Origin of the sequence: Oscillatoria sp. CS-180, assembly GCF_028330965.1 — a bacterium.
Classification (GTDB): Bacteria; Cyanobacteriota; Cyanobacteriia; order Phormidesmidales; family Phormidesmidaceae; genus Halomicronema.
Map to the genome: position 1 here is coordinate 26581 of NZ_JAQMUB010000083.1, position 13584 is coordinate 40164.

Below are 13584 nucleotides of genomic sequence, written 5' to 3' on the forward strand. Positions count from 1 at the left end.
AACCAGGGATCTGGATAGTTCCCCGTTTTCCTTAGTCGAAAACGGAGATAAACCCGTCATGTTTCAATCCAATAGTGGCGAAGAGACCCCCGTCTCTTCAGCTTTCCGCCTGCCGTCTCTCAATCACGAGACGGTGCGCCACATTCTGCTGGGCGATTATGACGCCTTGACCGAGGTGATGAATCGCTTAGCCGTGTTGGGGTATTGCGACCGAACCGCCTGGACCGAACCGTTACGCACAGGCCGCAACGGTGAATACATCAGCGTTATGACTCGCAAGCGGACAATCCCTTAGCCAATCTGCGTTGACAACGCAGTAGATTTAGCTCTTGCCGTTGAGCTGATGCTGATTGCTGTCGCCCCCTGCCCCCAAATCTAGTGCTTCTGAGGTCGAAGTCCCCCAGTCCTGGGGGATTTAGGGGGCAAAGCGAGTGCTTCTGCCTCACCCTAAATCCCTCTCCCAATCCTGGGAGAGGGACTTTCTCCGGCTCCCCTTCTCCTAACTTTGGGAGAAGGGGTTGGGGAATGAGGGCAAAATTGCCCAACTGGGATGCACCCGACAAAGCAGGATAGTGTGCTGAATGCAAGATGTCAGGTCTACCCAAGGATAAGCCGAAGAGCCAGCTTCAATGTTGGGTTCTGGCTCAATGGGTCGCTAGCTGAGCGGAGTTGCAGCCCCATCCTGCTGCCCTCGACTCCGCTCAGGTTCCGGCTGCTGGTCACTCAACCATCATCACCCAACACAGCCCTCTGCCTTCCTCCCTCTTTCACACCTGCTTTGCGTTTTCATCCCCTTGCGGGGGAAGTAATTGAAAACAGTCAATATCGACAGCTCCAGCGACTACACCCGTATGTTTCCGTCCCCTTGCGGGGGAAGTGATTGAAAACCAAACGTTAAATCTAGGAGTCAATCCATGACGAGGTTTCCGTCCCCTTTCGGGGGAAGTGATTGAAAACCCTGGTGACTACAATGCGGCTTCTGTATATGGTCAGGTTTCCTTCCCCTTGCGGGGGAAGTGATTGAAAACCCGAAGGCTCGGTTAAAACCGTTCACCCCTTCCAAAGGTTTCCGTCCCCTTGCGGGGGAAGTGATTGAAAACGGTCAAAGCGTAGCAGTGCAGAACCACAATGGGGGTTTCCGTCCCCTTGCGGGGGAAGTGATTGAAAACCTGTGGCAAAGAGACCTCTTTCGAGGGATCGACCAGTTTCCGTCCCCTTGCGGGGGAAGTGATTGAAAACTAGATGGGCTGCAGGAAGATGAGTCTATGGCTTATGTTTCCGTCCCCTTGCGGGGGAAGTGATTGAAAACCATGCTGCCTTCTTTCTCTGGAGGAATGACATGGGAGTTTCCGTCCCCTTGCGGGGGAAGTGATTGAAAACCCGCGCTACTAAAGCTACTACAAAAACTCGATACCAGTTTCCGTCCCCTTGCGGGGGAAGTGATTGAAAACCGTAAGGATGTCAGAATACCCGGTCTGTAACAATACAGTTTCCGTCCCCTTGCGGGGGAAGTGATTGAAAACTGTCGCTTCTACCGTGACCAACGTCAACGTTATCAGGTTTCCGTCCCCTTGCGGGGGAAGTGATTGAAAACTTGTAAAATGGAGGCTATAATTTTGGATCAGTAAGTTACGTTTCCGTCCCCTTGCGGGGGAAGTGATTGAAAACCTACCCCTTTTGAAACCCTTATACAGCAAGGCTTTCAGAGGGCGTTTTCGCGGGGGTCTGGGAAAGGGCGAAATTAATGAGAATTTCTTGCAACAAGACCCCTTCAAAATGGCCGCAAAGCCTTGTATCGCAAGGGCTCCGCGGGGGTCAACGAGACTATGCGGTTTTCAAGGATCGGCGGACCCCCGCGAAAGCGTGAATCTTGGATTAAGAATACTCAATCCATCGCGATCTGTCAGTAGATCTGACGCATTTCGCAACAGTTGAAAATTTTGTGGCTGAGAAAGGATCTCCAGGAGAGCATTGACCGCCAAGACGCTAGGGATGGCTCTCAGCTCTGACTCAATCGTCGGAGTCATTCAAGATTTTCGGGACCTTGATGAAGTCGTCTTCTCGGTCGGGGGCGTTGTCGAGGAGGCTTTCGCGATCGCCAAACGTTTCCAATTCATCGGGACGGCTGATATTGCTGACTTCGATCGCCCGCGTGGTGGGCGGCACATCGGCAGTATCTAGCTCGTTGAGCTGCTCAACGTATTCCAGGATGTTGTTGAGCTGGGTGGTGAACTGCTCTTCTTCTTCCGCCTCTAAATCGAGTCGCGCTAGATGGGCGACCTTACGAACCTGTTCAAGATCAATCATGACTGTGTACCAATCTTTGCTATGCAAACCCTCTTTCGCTGGCTGACCTGATGTAAGGGGGGGTGATACCAGCCAGGGTGAAGGTGGGCACTGCCCACCCTACGGACTTGGTATACGCCAGCCAGGGTAAAGGTGGGCAGTGCCCACCCTACGGATGTTAGAAGAACGTATCTGCCTTCATGCGTCCGGTGTTCTTCAGCCAGTTTTGCGCCTCAATATAGTTGTTCGGGGCGATGCGGATGGCCTCCATCCAGTAAGTGGCGGCCTGGTCAAATAGCTCGGTTGCACCTTGACTGTCGCCAGCGGCCTCTGCCTGTTCGCCTTGATAGTGATAAATCACCGCGATGTTGTTGAGCGCCTGACAGAGACGAGGGTTGAGTTCCAGCGCTTCTTCGTATTTATCTAAGGCGTTTTCATGCTCACCATTGCTCGCGTGAATCAGCCCCATGTTGTAGAGGATAAAGCTCTTGTCATAGGGATCCTCTTCTAGGGTCAGAGCTTCCTCATAGTTCTGCATGGCTTCAGCATATTCGCCATCTGCTTGAGCAGACATGCCGTCTCGATAGTAGGCAAAGGCTTCTTTCGCACTCTGCTTGGTCGGCATCATTTTGAGGATCATGTCTGCCATGACCGTAAAGGTTTTATCGATGAAGTTATCGTTACGCTGGGTTCTGGGCATGACGAACAGAAAATTTCAGTGAACGCATTTCTAACTACTTTAGCGCTCACTGGAGCGATCGCTGCTATCCCGACGGTATCGAGTCGATGGATTGCAGTCGCTGATTCAAAAAACAGACCAGATCTTCAACGGTTTCCAGCAGGGACTCGTCAAATTCTTCGGTAATGTCGATTTGAAACGTTTCGTAAAAGTCAGCACAGAGTTGGTTGGGCCAATCGAACCAGCAGACTAAGGGAATTTGCAGATCCTCAATCAGGCGATCGCTCGGACGTAATCTTCCAACATCTAATCCTGAATAGTCGGACAGCTTCGTGTAGATAAAAGTTAAGAGCTGTTTGGAAACCGCACTAGGCGGGTGAGTAAATAACCGCGTCCAGTCTTCCAATGACAGCGATGAGCGCTTGCGGAGCTGGGCGTTAATTCGACGGCGAATACCGATATCGGGACTTAAATCTGGATAAGCCCTTAGGTTTCGCAAGTAGTTGACAACTGATTGCCACATGAAGAATTAAAGATCCGCTTGGCAGCTACCTGACTCAAGTGTTCCCAGGAAACATGTTGCGACTCTATTGCCGTCGACAATTCAGGGAAGTTGTCGTCTTCTTCATATGTGAAGAAATAGAACAGGTTTGAACCGCATAGCCGTACAAGCACGTAGGTCAAAAGTGCTTGGGCGTTCCTGCATGTTGATTGAACGCTCTAACCATTGCACTTAGATGCCTTACTCTACATCGGTTTTGCTCTCACAAGACTATTAAGGTCTATCTAGATTTACTGAGTTAGATTGACTACGTTGCTCCAAGCTGGCCATACAATCCTTAGCGAAACAGCCGCAACGCTCCCGTTCCGCGACATTTATTTGGCTCAGCAAAGAAGCCGGGACCGCTCGTCTTGAAGTAGAATTTGGGCTGATTGTAGAGGCTGGGGCGGATGAACTCGGGGGATGACCACCCGGAGTTGAAAAGCTGGAAGAGAGGCTATGGCTCGGCAGGTGCTGTATGTTGACCCCGAACAAGGACGAGACGACCAAGCGGGTCGTTCTCAAGATCAACCTTTGAAAACCATCGCAGCCGCTCTGCGTTTACATCAAACCGAAACGACTATCCAGCTGAAAGCCGGGCTGTATACCTCAACTAGTGGCGAGGAGTTTCCAATCGCAGTTCCAGCCGGATGTGAATTGGTGGGAGAGACGCGTGGCGATCGCCCTGCCACCATTCTGCAAGGCGGCGGCTCGATTCAAAGTTCAATTTTGGGACAGCAAACGGCGACCTGTCGGCTCCAGGATGGCGCCAAGCTCAAAAACATCACGATTATCAATACCCAGGCGCAGGGCGTCGGTCTTTGGCTGGCAGAGGGACGTGCCCAGGCTGAACTGGTTACCGTCATGAAATGTCCGCAATACGGAGCAGTGGCCTTGGAGCAGGCGTTGCCTCTGTTGAAAAACTGTATATTCGAAGACTGTGGCGTTGCGGGGGTAGCCCTGTTTAGCCAGAGCAAGGGGGTGTTCGAGCGGGTCTTTTGCCGGAAAAATCGAACCGGGATGCTGATGCGAGACTCGGCATCACCGCTGATTATGGCCTCTAGCTTTCAGCAAAATGTCATCGGCGTTGCGATCGCCGACACCGCTAATCCTGTCTTGCGGGGCAACCGCATCACCAACAATCAGACTCATGGGATACAGCTCTCGGAAAGAGCGACGGCTGACTTTGGACAAGCGCAGGATGTGGGTAACAACATTGTGCGGAACAATGGGCAGACGGATATTCAGAATAGAGCGCGGCGATCGCTCATCTCTTGCGGTAACGATGTCTTGCCTCAACGGGTGAGCGGCAACGTTGATCTGGTGGCCAGCGACATTCCAGATGCTTCTGTTGTGCCGAGTCCACTGCTTGATCGCCCTGCTACCGTTTCCCCGACTCCGCCAACGCCAACGCCAACGCCCCCCTCCGAATCTAAAGGGGTAACGCCGCCTCAGGGATCGACTCGGTTTACCGACATGGCAAACCATTGGGCGGGTCCTTTCGTAGACGGTTTAGTGGAGGCCGGAGCCGTTGCCGGGGTTGGAGACGGATCTTTTCGTCCGAACCAGCAGGTCACGCGGGCAGAATTTGCTGCTTTTGTGGTTGCTAGTTTTCCAGACCGCCCTCTGAAAAATCCACCTGCCCAGTTTCGCGATGTCACATCCGAGTTCTGGGGTTACGAGGTCTTGTCCAAAGCACAGCAGATGGGCTTTTTGACAGGATTTCCGGATGGCACTATGCGCCCCAATGATCCCATCACTCGGATTCAGGCGATTGTGGCGATCGCGAATGGACTGGAGTTATCCGGCGGACGAGCAGATGATATTGGCATTTATCGCGATCGCGCCCAGGTTCCTAGTTATGCTATCGATGCGTTGGCTGCGGCCACTCAGCGCCGTCTAGTTGTCAACTATCCGGAACCGCTGATACTTAGACCTTTGGAACCCATTACCCGAGGCGAAGTTGCGGCTTTGATCTATCAGGGGCGGCTCGCCGTCGGGACATCAGCGGCGATCGCCTCGCCCTACATCGTGCAGCCGGATACGACTCAGCCTTTATTTAGCGATCTGGACAATCACTGGGCCACTGGATTCATTCGAGAACTGGCGGAAGCTAACTTGATTAGCGGTCTATCAGATGGTCGCTTTGCCCCCGAAGCCCCGATCAATCGGGCCCAGTTTGCCGCTTTGATTGCGAATGCCTTTCAACCTTCGCCCCAACAACCCTCCCGGAATTTCCGAGATGTGCCAGCCCATCACTGGGCCATCAGAGCGATTCAAACCGCCTATCAGGGCGAATTTATGTCTGGCTTTCCCGACGGTACCTTCGCCCCCGATCACCGCCTGTTGCGGGTCCAGATCTGGGTTGCTCTGGTCAACGGATTGCAGCTCACCTATCCAGATGTTGATCTCCAGCCTCTGGGACAGTTTGCCGACTATGCCTCCCTGCCTCGCTATGCCCTGACGCAAACCGCGATCGCTCTAGAACAACAACTCATTACCACTCATCCCAACCCCTCGCGCCTGCGTCCCAGCCAAATTGCCACTCGCGCTGATGCCTGCGTCTCCGTCTATCAGGCCCTTGTCGGACTAGACAGATTTCCAGCGATCGCGTCTCAGTACATTGCTTAAGGTGAACGAGCCTTGAATTAAGCGCTACTTAGAAGGGATAGGGCTTGTAGGGAATCCATTGCGCCCAAAGACGATTGAGTGTTCCATCAGCAATCAGAGCATTGAGGACGCCGTTGAGAGCATCCAGCAGCTCTCGATTGCCGGGTAATACGCCGATCCCGAATGGATGTCGAGTTTGAATTTCAAAGGCCGTTCGCAGGTTGGTATCTTGCGCTTCCATCGCCATGAGCAAAAGCGAATCTTCAACAATGGCATCAATGTCGCCGGTCTGTAACGCTGACAGCATCTCAGACGTGACTTTATGTTCTCCATCAAAAAAGATCGGCTCAATGTCAGTCGGGAGCTGTTCTAAAAGCGAGTTGCTGACGGTTTCCTTGAAAAAACCAACGCGCTTTTCACTTAAATCAGCTTTGCTATCAATATCCGAAGCTTCACGAACCAGCGCTGCTGTGTCGGAGCGTCCATAGGAGCGAGTAAAGTCAGCCCAAGCTCGATGTTCTTGCGTAATCGCTTGATTAAAACAGATAACGTCGTAATCCCCTGAACTCAGGGTCGAATAAAAACTTTTTGTAGGAATATCGAACCACTGGGGAGTCAAATCAAGGCGATCGCACATGACGCGCGCCAGCGCTGGCTCAAATCCCTGACGCTGGCCGTCGCTGATGAAACTCAGAGGACGGGCTTCAATATCGCTTGTGATGATGCACAGCTTACCTACCTCAACAGTCGTAAAGCTTGCAGAGGTTTGAGAGTGAGCCATATTTACCATACCTTTGTTGTCTCCCACCATTAATCAGGAAAGAGCGGTGCACACTCATAACATAAAACTTAATAAACCCTAGCAGACTCCCCCGAAGGTAGAAAGGGAACTGCCGCCCCCTATTCTGTTTTTATCTCTTCTAACTGGCGTTTGGTGATGACTTTTTGGATGAACCATAAAGCTACTGGTCTATTTCACCATACGTTAACGTAGAAAACTGTGACGGCAGTCTCTTTCCCTCTACAGGACTTATTGAGCGAAGTATTGAGTTTTCTTATCAACGAACTCCGAGGCGGTTTCTAGGCAATTTAATCAACCGCAGCCTGCCAAAACCGAATCGTTTCATCAGCGGCACTGCTAATTAAGCTATTGTCTTCTGCCTGGAACAGTAGATCACGAATGGCCCAGTCGTGATAGAGCTTAGCGAAGCATTGGTTTGCTCGCCACTGCCAAAGACGAATCTCAGAATCATGGCCACCGACCGCCAACAGCTGATTGTCTGCACTCAAGGCGATCTCGGTAATGGCACTGGATCGCTGAGCTAGGAGGCTATGGTCCTTTAAATCTGTCAAAGACCAGGTTTCAAGATGTCCCCTGCTGCTACCTGTGATCAGCGCTGACTCAACAGTGCTTAGCTGAACAGTCCGGAGACCTGCTTTTGCCGTCCAAGTGTGTAGCAGTTGGCCTTCCGGGATCGTCCATAGGCGCAAAGTTCCCTCTTCCCCAACGCTTATTAAGCGGCGGCCATCTGGACTTACGATGAGATCATTCACCGCTTGACTGTGACGGATCAGGTCAACTGATCGCTGAGCAGTCGCGGTATCCCAAAGAGCAATGCGACCCTCGGTATCCGCAGTGGCCAGCCTATCTCCGTTGGGTGACAGCGCGATCGCTCTCACCTGCCAACCGGGTTGCTGGAGCGTTTGCAACAACCGGTAGGAGCGCAAATCCCACAGCTTGACAGTGCTATCTCGGCTACCGGTCAACAGCAGTTGTCCAGCAGGGTGGAATGCCACGGCGACGACCGCATCGGTATGTCCACTGCCAAACCCTAGCCGTTGGGAAAAGGTCTGCACGAGATCGCCCGTTTGCCGATCCCAGAGCTGAACAGAATTATCGCTGTTGGCAGTGGCGATCGCTCGACCATCGGGACTAATCGCAAGCGCATTGGCAACTCGTCCAGGGGTTGTCCACACTTGGGTGCAGCGCCACCGAGTCGCCGTTGTTTGAAAAGTTATGGTGGCCTGCGAGGGCGATTTCGCGGTTAAAACACCTGCTGGATCTAAATCGGCCAGCGCACTGGTAGCGCTGCCATAGCGGTTAGCCAGAGGACGAGCGATGAGCTTATTTAAGACGCGAGTTAGCGTGATCCCCACTGGGGAAGCCACAAAGGACTTCCAGATCCATCGATCTTCTGCAACTGAATATAGATTGAAGGGATGTTCTCCTGTCAGCAGATGAACACAGGTCATGCCTAGGCCATACAGATCACTGGCGGGGACAGCTTTGCCTAAGGCTTGTTCGGGAGCCGCATAGCCTGCGCTGCCAATCACAGTCCCGGTATGTCGCAGTTCAGTGGCAGTCAGTAAGGTTCGGGCAGCCCCAAAATCTACGAGGACCGGGAGATCATCGGTATCCGGCAAGAGAATATTCTCGGGCTTGATGTCGCGGTGAATAATTCCTTGCTCATGGATGAAGGTCAGTACGGGGAGAAGGGCAAGCAGCAGCGATCGCACCCGTGCCTCCCCTAAGGGACCCTCTGCTGACAATGTCTGCTCTAAATTTTTGCCTGGGATAAATGCCTGCACCAAACAAATATCGCGGGAGGATTCCAGCACAGCGATCAATTCTGGAATCTGAGGATGCTGACCCAAATACGATAACCGTTCAGCCTCGGCAATCGTCCTCTGACGCGCATCTTCAGCAGACCCAGTGGCAGACGGAAGAATTTGTTTGACAACACACTTTTGGAAAGGCTGTTGAGCTTCATCCAAGGCTAGAAAGGTACGTCCAAATCCCCCTTGACCAAGTTGCTGTAATGGTCGAAAACGCCCTCCCAGAAGCAATTGAGCACCACAACTCTGGCAGCGATCGCGATCGTCTGAGTTCTGTGGTTGAGGACATTGAGGGTTTATGCACAGGGTATTCACAAAAAGACCATCTTCTGAGCGATCGTTTCAAACTCTCTTTACCAGTCTGACGTGAATCATCTGGGCCTGATCAACAACCCATCCAAAAAGCTTGCTGTTAAGATTCGACCATGTTTGACGCTGTTTGCAAATTTCTGGTCGAAACGTTTTCAGCCGATTTTGCTGGCTGGCTGCTTGGAGAAACGATGAGTCTCACTGAGCTAAGTCCTTCTGAACTCCTCCTGGAGCCTATTCGGGCAGATGTCCTCCTCTTACAATCAGAGAAGCAAGTCCTACACTTGGAATTCCAAACCCAGCCTGACGCAGCCATTCCCTTTAGAATGCTGGACTATTGGGTTCGCCTACACCGGCGTCTGCCAGACCACACCATTAGACAGGTTGTAGTGTATTTGTTGCCCAGTCAATCATCACTAGTGCAGACAACCGCTTTTCAATGGTCTGAAACCTATCATTCTTTTGAAGTCGTTCGTCTGTGGGAACAGCCTACTGAAGCGTTTCTGTCGTCTCCAGGGCTTTTGCCACTGGCAATTCTCAGCAATACTCAGGATCCTGAAGCGACTTTACGTCAGGCGGCCAAACAGATTGAATCCGTTAGCGATCGCCGGACTCAAAGTAATCTATCGGCATCTACTGAAATCCTTGCAGGGCTACTATTAAACAAACCACTTATTCAGACAATTCTGAGGAGAGACCTGATGCAAGAGTCTGTGATCTACCGAGATATCAGGGAACAAGCTATTCAAGAGGGCCTTCAGCAAGGGCTTCAGCAAGAGCGACTGCTCGTATGGCGCTTGCTGAACAGGCAGATAGGACCGATTCCGGCCAGCTTGAAGGCGCAATTAGACGCCCTCTCCCACGAACAGGTTGAATCCCTAGGTGAAGCACTACTCGATTTTGAAGAACAGACAGACCTGATGCAGTGGCTTTCGGCTAACGTTTAGGCGAATGATTCACCGATGCACCAGATCCAGATCTGAGTTGTCTTGAATCCTTTAAGGAGATTTCTGACAATAAAAGACTCCGGCTGTGGTGCATACTCTGCGCTAATGACACCCTACCAGCGGTCAAGTCTTTTCTAGAAACCCTCTAAGTTGGCACTAACTCCCCGGGACGAAGCTTAGACCACTTGCCCATTTCCTGCTTAAAGCTGTCACAGCCAACCACATCCCACTCCATCTCAATGATTTCGGCTTCCTGACGAATGTTGACATTGATGGTTGGATTGGTTGCTTCGAAGTTAGGAGACTCTGTGAGGTGAGGCTGTTGATGCTGGGTTTCCACTGCATGATAGGTCGTGCAGCGATCTACATAATGGCAGTTCACACAAATGCACATGGATCTTTTCCGGCGAAACGGCCTACTGTTGAGTAAGGGAAAACAATGAGTTTTCGCTAATCTAACGCAATATCCGTATTGACTGCTTGCAGAGGGGAGGCAATGTTGCAAAATGAAAAGCTGTGCCTTCCAGTTTTTGCAATTCTGCTCATGCTGAAGGCTCTGTTGTTTATCGTGTCATCCGTCCTTGCAAGCTGTTTCCCTCGACCAATTTCCCATCGCAACTGCGGCCCTATCCGTGAGCTCTGTTCTGTCGCCTCAGTCCTGGCCCTTTGCCCTGTCCCTGTTGCCGAGATCGGCACATCTAGTGGGCGGCAGCGTACGAGATGCCTTGTTAGGGCGCAAGGCTGACTACCTCGATCTTGATTTTGTGCTGCCTTGTGCTGCCGTGGAGACGGCAAGAGCGATCGCCCGCCATTACGATGCCGGGTTTGTGGTGCTCGATCCGAAAAATCAGATTGCTCGGGTCGTATTTCGGCAGGCTACTGTGGATTTCGCTCAGCAGGTCGGTGAAAGTCTGGAGGCTGATCTGCATCGGCGGGATTTTACGGTCAATGCGATCGCCTATCACCCGCACACAGAACTCATCTTCGATCCTCTGGGGGGATGTGCTGATCTCAAACGACGCCTACTGCGGATGATTGCCGCCGATAATTTAGCCGATGATCCTTTGCGCTTATTACGGGCCTATCGACAGGCAGCTCAGCTGGGATTTTCGCTGGATGAACAGACTCGTATTACTATCCATCAGCTTGCTCCCTTGTTGGGTAAAGTCGCGGCTGAGCGGGTCCGGGGTGAACTGGATTGTCTGCTGAGCAAGCCTGAAGGAACCCCATTGATGAAACTGGCTCGGGAAGATGATGTGCTCTGCACCTGGCTACCTGCGTTGTCTGGGGAACAGATCTGCCAGCTGGTTGCCGTTGACCAAGCAGCCAGATATCTTCAGGAACAGCGCCCAGAGTTTGCCCAACTGCTAACCACCTGGATTAAGGAACAAACGCCACCTGGATTTCACCGTAGCTGGTTCAAAGCCGCTAAGCTAAGCCGTATCCTGTCCCCAAATGTGGCGGTCGCAGAAGCAGAGCTAACTCGCTTCAAATACAGCCGAGTTGAACAGCAGGCTGTCTTGGCGATTCTACGAGGATGGGAGTGTTTGCAGGCGATCGCCACGGGAGACAACTCTCGACGTCAGCAATATCATCTCTTCAAGACTGCCGATAGCAGTTTTGTTGCATTGGTGCTGGTTGGCTTGGCCGAAGGTGTCCCATTCCCGATCCTCAATCACCTTATTGATCGTTTTTTAGACAAAGCTGACCCGGTAGCGCACCCCCACCCATTAGTCAGCGGTCGGGACTTAATTCGAGAGCTCGGCATCCGTTCAGGACCTCATATTGGGGAAATGCTGTCTGCGATCGAATTGGCTCATGCGGAAGGCCAGATCCAATCGTCTCAAGACGCTCTAGAGTGGATTCAAGAGACTTCCAATTTGTAAAAGGGATACGTTGGGTTCTCTGGCGGCAACCCAGCTTACATATTCAAGCTCGACAGATTACTGGTACCGCTAGGCGGAATTCAAAATGGCAACGTTTCCCACACCTCTGCTCGATGAAATGCTGGCAAAGCGGCAGCAGCAGGCCGAACAAGAGCGTCAACAACTGCTGGAACAAGCTCTGCAATGGTTATCGCTGCACGGTGAAGAATTTGGCATTACAAGCGGCTTTCTCTTCGGTTCGGTGACTCAACCAGACCGTTTCTCTCGCCGATCAGATATTGACCTAGCCATTGAAAGTTTGAAAATAGGCGATCCGTTTGGGTTGATGAGCTATCTTTCCCTGCACATTGATCGCGAGGTGGATTTGGTGCCGCTTGACCAATGCCACTTTTCATCCAAAATTCGCAGAGACGGGATTTTATGGAAAAGTACCAAGCCGCTGGATTAGCCGCTGAACTCAAGGCACAACTTAGGTTGTTTGAACGGGTTCAAGAGCGCCTACAAGAACGAGTTGCTGCAAATACCGAAACTTCAGCGCAACTCGACAGCATTGCACTCCAAATCCATAATCTCTATTGTGCAGCGGAAGATTTAATGAAACTGATAGCACAATCGTTTGAAAATAGGATAGGCAGTGGTGTTGACTGGCATTGCTCACTTCTGTTGCGGATGAGTGAACCCGTTCCTGGAATCCGGCCAGCTTTGCTGTCCGAGGATTTGTTCGACATCATGAATCGGTTACGAGGCTTTCGTCACTTTGTTCGCCATGCTTATGTGACGGATATTGATGCCGCTCAGCTGCAAATCAATTTGGCATTCGCTGTGCAATTGACCCATGAGCTTCCAACAGCCGTACACCAGTTCATTGGTCAGCTTGAAGATCCCGATTTCAGTTCTGATTGAGCACATTCGGTTAGGCTTTGAATTTGGTCTAGCGTTAGCGGTAAGTTGGCGGACACGGCAGCCTGAGACGTACTTAGCCAAAGCAAGAACTCAATGTTGCCAGCAGGGCCAACAATAGGCGAATACGTTAGCCCTCGATCGCACCACCCCAGTTCTCTCGCGGTCAGCAATACTCGCCAGATTGCATCGGCTTGGTCTTGGGGCGATCGCACGACACCGTTCTTGCCGACTTTCTCTTTGCCGACTTCAAACTGGGGTTTGACCAGGAGGATTGCTTCTCGGGGAAACTGCAACAGTTGCCAAAAAGCAGGTAAAACCTTGGTCAGTGATATGAAAGAAACATCCATGACGCCTAAGTCCGGCCAGATAGACGTTGCTTGATACAGCTCTGTCGGTGTCAGATGGCGTAGGTTAGTGCGCTCTCGGAGAATGACGCGGGTATCTTGCCGTAGTTTCCAAGCCACCTGCCCATAGCCCACATCAACACCGTAAACTTGCTTGGCTCCAGCCTGTAGCAGACAGTCCGTAAAGCCTCCGGTGGAAATTCCGCCGTCTAGACAAATGCGGTGGTCAACAGTGATCTCAAACGTCTGCAAAGCCTTGGCCAGTTTTTCTCCGCCGCGCGACACAAACGGAGCCTTCTGTTTTACTTTGATATCAGCATCTAGAGCGATCGCGGTTCCAGGCTTGTCAACGACTTGATGATTTACCTGCACTTCGCCTGCTCGAATGGTTCGCTGCGCTCCCTGGCGTGTGTCACAGAGTCCTCGCTCAACCAGTAGTATGTCTAGCCGTTGTTTAGGCAAC

14 protein-coding genes and 1 CRISPR repeat array are annotated in these 13584 nt (G+C 51.8%); of the genes, 6 read left to right on the plus strand and 8 right to left on the minus strand.

Annotation, left to right across the window (positions count from 1 at the left end):
- Positions 1-58: 58 nt before the first annotated feature.
- Entirely contained in the window at positions 59-295 is a 237-nt protein-coding gene (locus PN498_RS20450; RefSeq protein ID WP_272065235.1) for a hypothetical protein, read from the plus strand.
- 487 nt (positions 296-782) lie between these two features.
- A CRISPR array of direct repeats spans positions 783-1668; the repeat unit is 35 nt; unit sequence GTTTCCGTCCCCTTGCGGGGGAAGTGATTGAAAAC.
- Between the two features lie 167 nt (positions 1669-1835).
- Here the strand turns inward: PN498_RS20450 and PN498_RS20455 are convergent.
- The 4 genes from PN498_RS20455 to PN498_RS20470 all read right to left on the minus strand — a co-directional run bounded on the left by PN498_RS20455 (position 1836) and on the right by PN498_RS20470 (position 3488).
- Positions 1836-2027 (minus strand): hypothetical protein, encoded by a 192-nt coding sequence (locus PN498_RS20455; protein WP_272065371.1) that lies wholly within the window; start codon positions 2025-2027, stop codon positions 1836-1838.
- On the minus strand, positions 2011-2307 hold the full coding sequence (gatC, locus tag PN498_RS20460; protein ID WP_272065236.1) for an Asp-tRNA(Asn)/Glu-tRNA(Gln) amidotransferase subunit GatC: 297 nt from the start codon (positions 2305-2307) through the stop codon (positions 2011-2013). Before gatC ends, PN498_RS20455 begins: the two co-directional genes overlap by 17 nt.
- A gap of 157 nt (positions 2308-2464) precedes the next feature.
- Entirely contained in the window at positions 2465-2986 is a 522-nt protein-coding gene (locus PN498_RS20465; RefSeq protein ID WP_272065237.1) for a photosystem I assembly protein Ycf3, read from the minus strand.
- Between the two features lie 64 nt (positions 2987-3050).
- Positions 3051-3488 (minus strand): hypothetical protein, encoded by a 438-nt coding sequence (locus PN498_RS20470; protein WP_272065238.1) that lies wholly within the window; start codon positions 3486-3488, stop codon positions 3051-3053.
- A gap of 477 nt (positions 3489-3965) precedes the next feature.
- Here PN498_RS20470 and PN498_RS20475 point away from each other — a divergent pair, with 477 nt between their 5' ends.
- Positions 3966-6137, plus strand: a complete 2172-nt coding sequence (locus tag PN498_RS20475) for an S-layer homology domain-containing protein (RefSeq protein ID WP_272065240.1) — start codon at positions 3966-3968, stop codon at positions 6135-6137.
- 28 nt (positions 6138-6165) lie between these two features.
- On the opposite strand, the gene PN498_RS20480 is transcribed toward PN498_RS20475, so the two are convergent.
- Positions 6166-6897 carry a substrate-binding periplasmic protein gene (locus PN498_RS20480; RefSeq protein ID WP_272065241.1) on the minus strand — a complete coding sequence of 244 codons (732 nt, stop codon included), beginning with the start codon at positions 6895-6897 and terminating at the stop codon, positions 6166-6168.
- Positions 6898-7205: 308 nt separating this feature from the next.
- Positions 7206-9047, minus strand: a complete 1842-nt coding sequence (locus PN498_RS20485; protein ID WP_272065242.1) for a serine/threonine-protein kinase — start codon at positions 9045-9047, stop codon at positions 7206-7208.
- A gap of 110 nt (positions 9048-9157) precedes the next feature.
- On the opposite strand from PN498_RS20485, the gene PN498_RS20490 reads away from it, so the two are divergent.
- Complete coding sequence (locus PN498_RS20490) at positions 9158-9988, plus strand: Rpn family recombination-promoting nuclease/putative transposase (RefSeq protein ID WP_272065243.1); 831 nt, start codon at positions 9158-9160, stop codon at positions 9986-9988.
- Positions 9989-10133: 145 nt separating this feature from the next.
- Here PN498_RS20490 and PN498_RS20495 read toward each other — a convergent pair whose 3' ends face one another.
- On the minus strand, positions 10134-10382 hold the full coding sequence (locus PN498_RS20495) for a Ycf34 family protein (RefSeq protein ID WP_272065244.1): 249 nt from the start codon (positions 10380-10382) through the stop codon (positions 10134-10136).
- 238 nt (positions 10383-10620) lie between these two features.
- On the opposite strand from PN498_RS20495, the gene PN498_RS20500 reads away from it, so the two are divergent.
- The 3 genes from PN498_RS20500 to PN498_RS20510 all read left to right on the plus strand — a co-directional run bounded on the left by PN498_RS20500 (position 10621) and on the right by PN498_RS20510 (position 12777).
- Complete coding sequence (locus PN498_RS20500) at positions 10621-11874, plus strand: CCA tRNA nucleotidyltransferase (protein WP_272065245.1); 1254 nt, start codon at positions 10621-10623, stop codon at positions 11872-11874.
- A gap of 85 nt (positions 11875-11959) precedes the next feature.
- The gene (locus PN498_RS20505; protein ID WP_272065247.1) at positions 11960-12322 is read left to right on the plus strand and encodes a nucleotidyltransferase family protein; all 363 of its coding nucleotides are present in this window, start codon (positions 11960-11962) and stop codon (positions 12320-12322) included.
- Positions 12295-12777 (plus strand): hypothetical protein, encoded by a 483-nt coding sequence (locus PN498_RS20510; protein ID WP_272065249.1) that lies wholly within the window; start codon positions 12295-12297, stop codon positions 12775-12777. Before PN498_RS20505 ends, PN498_RS20510 begins: the two co-directional genes overlap by 28 nt.
- On the opposite strand, the gene PN498_RS20515 is transcribed toward PN498_RS20510, so the two are convergent.
- Positions 12744-13583 carry a TlyA family RNA methyltransferase gene (locus PN498_RS20515; RefSeq protein WP_272065250.1) on the minus strand — a complete coding sequence of 280 codons (840 nt, stop codon included), beginning with the start codon at positions 13581-13583 and terminating at the stop codon, positions 12744-12746. The genes PN498_RS20510 and PN498_RS20515 overlap by 34 nt on opposite strands.
- Between the last annotated feature and the right edge of the window lies 1 nt (position 13584).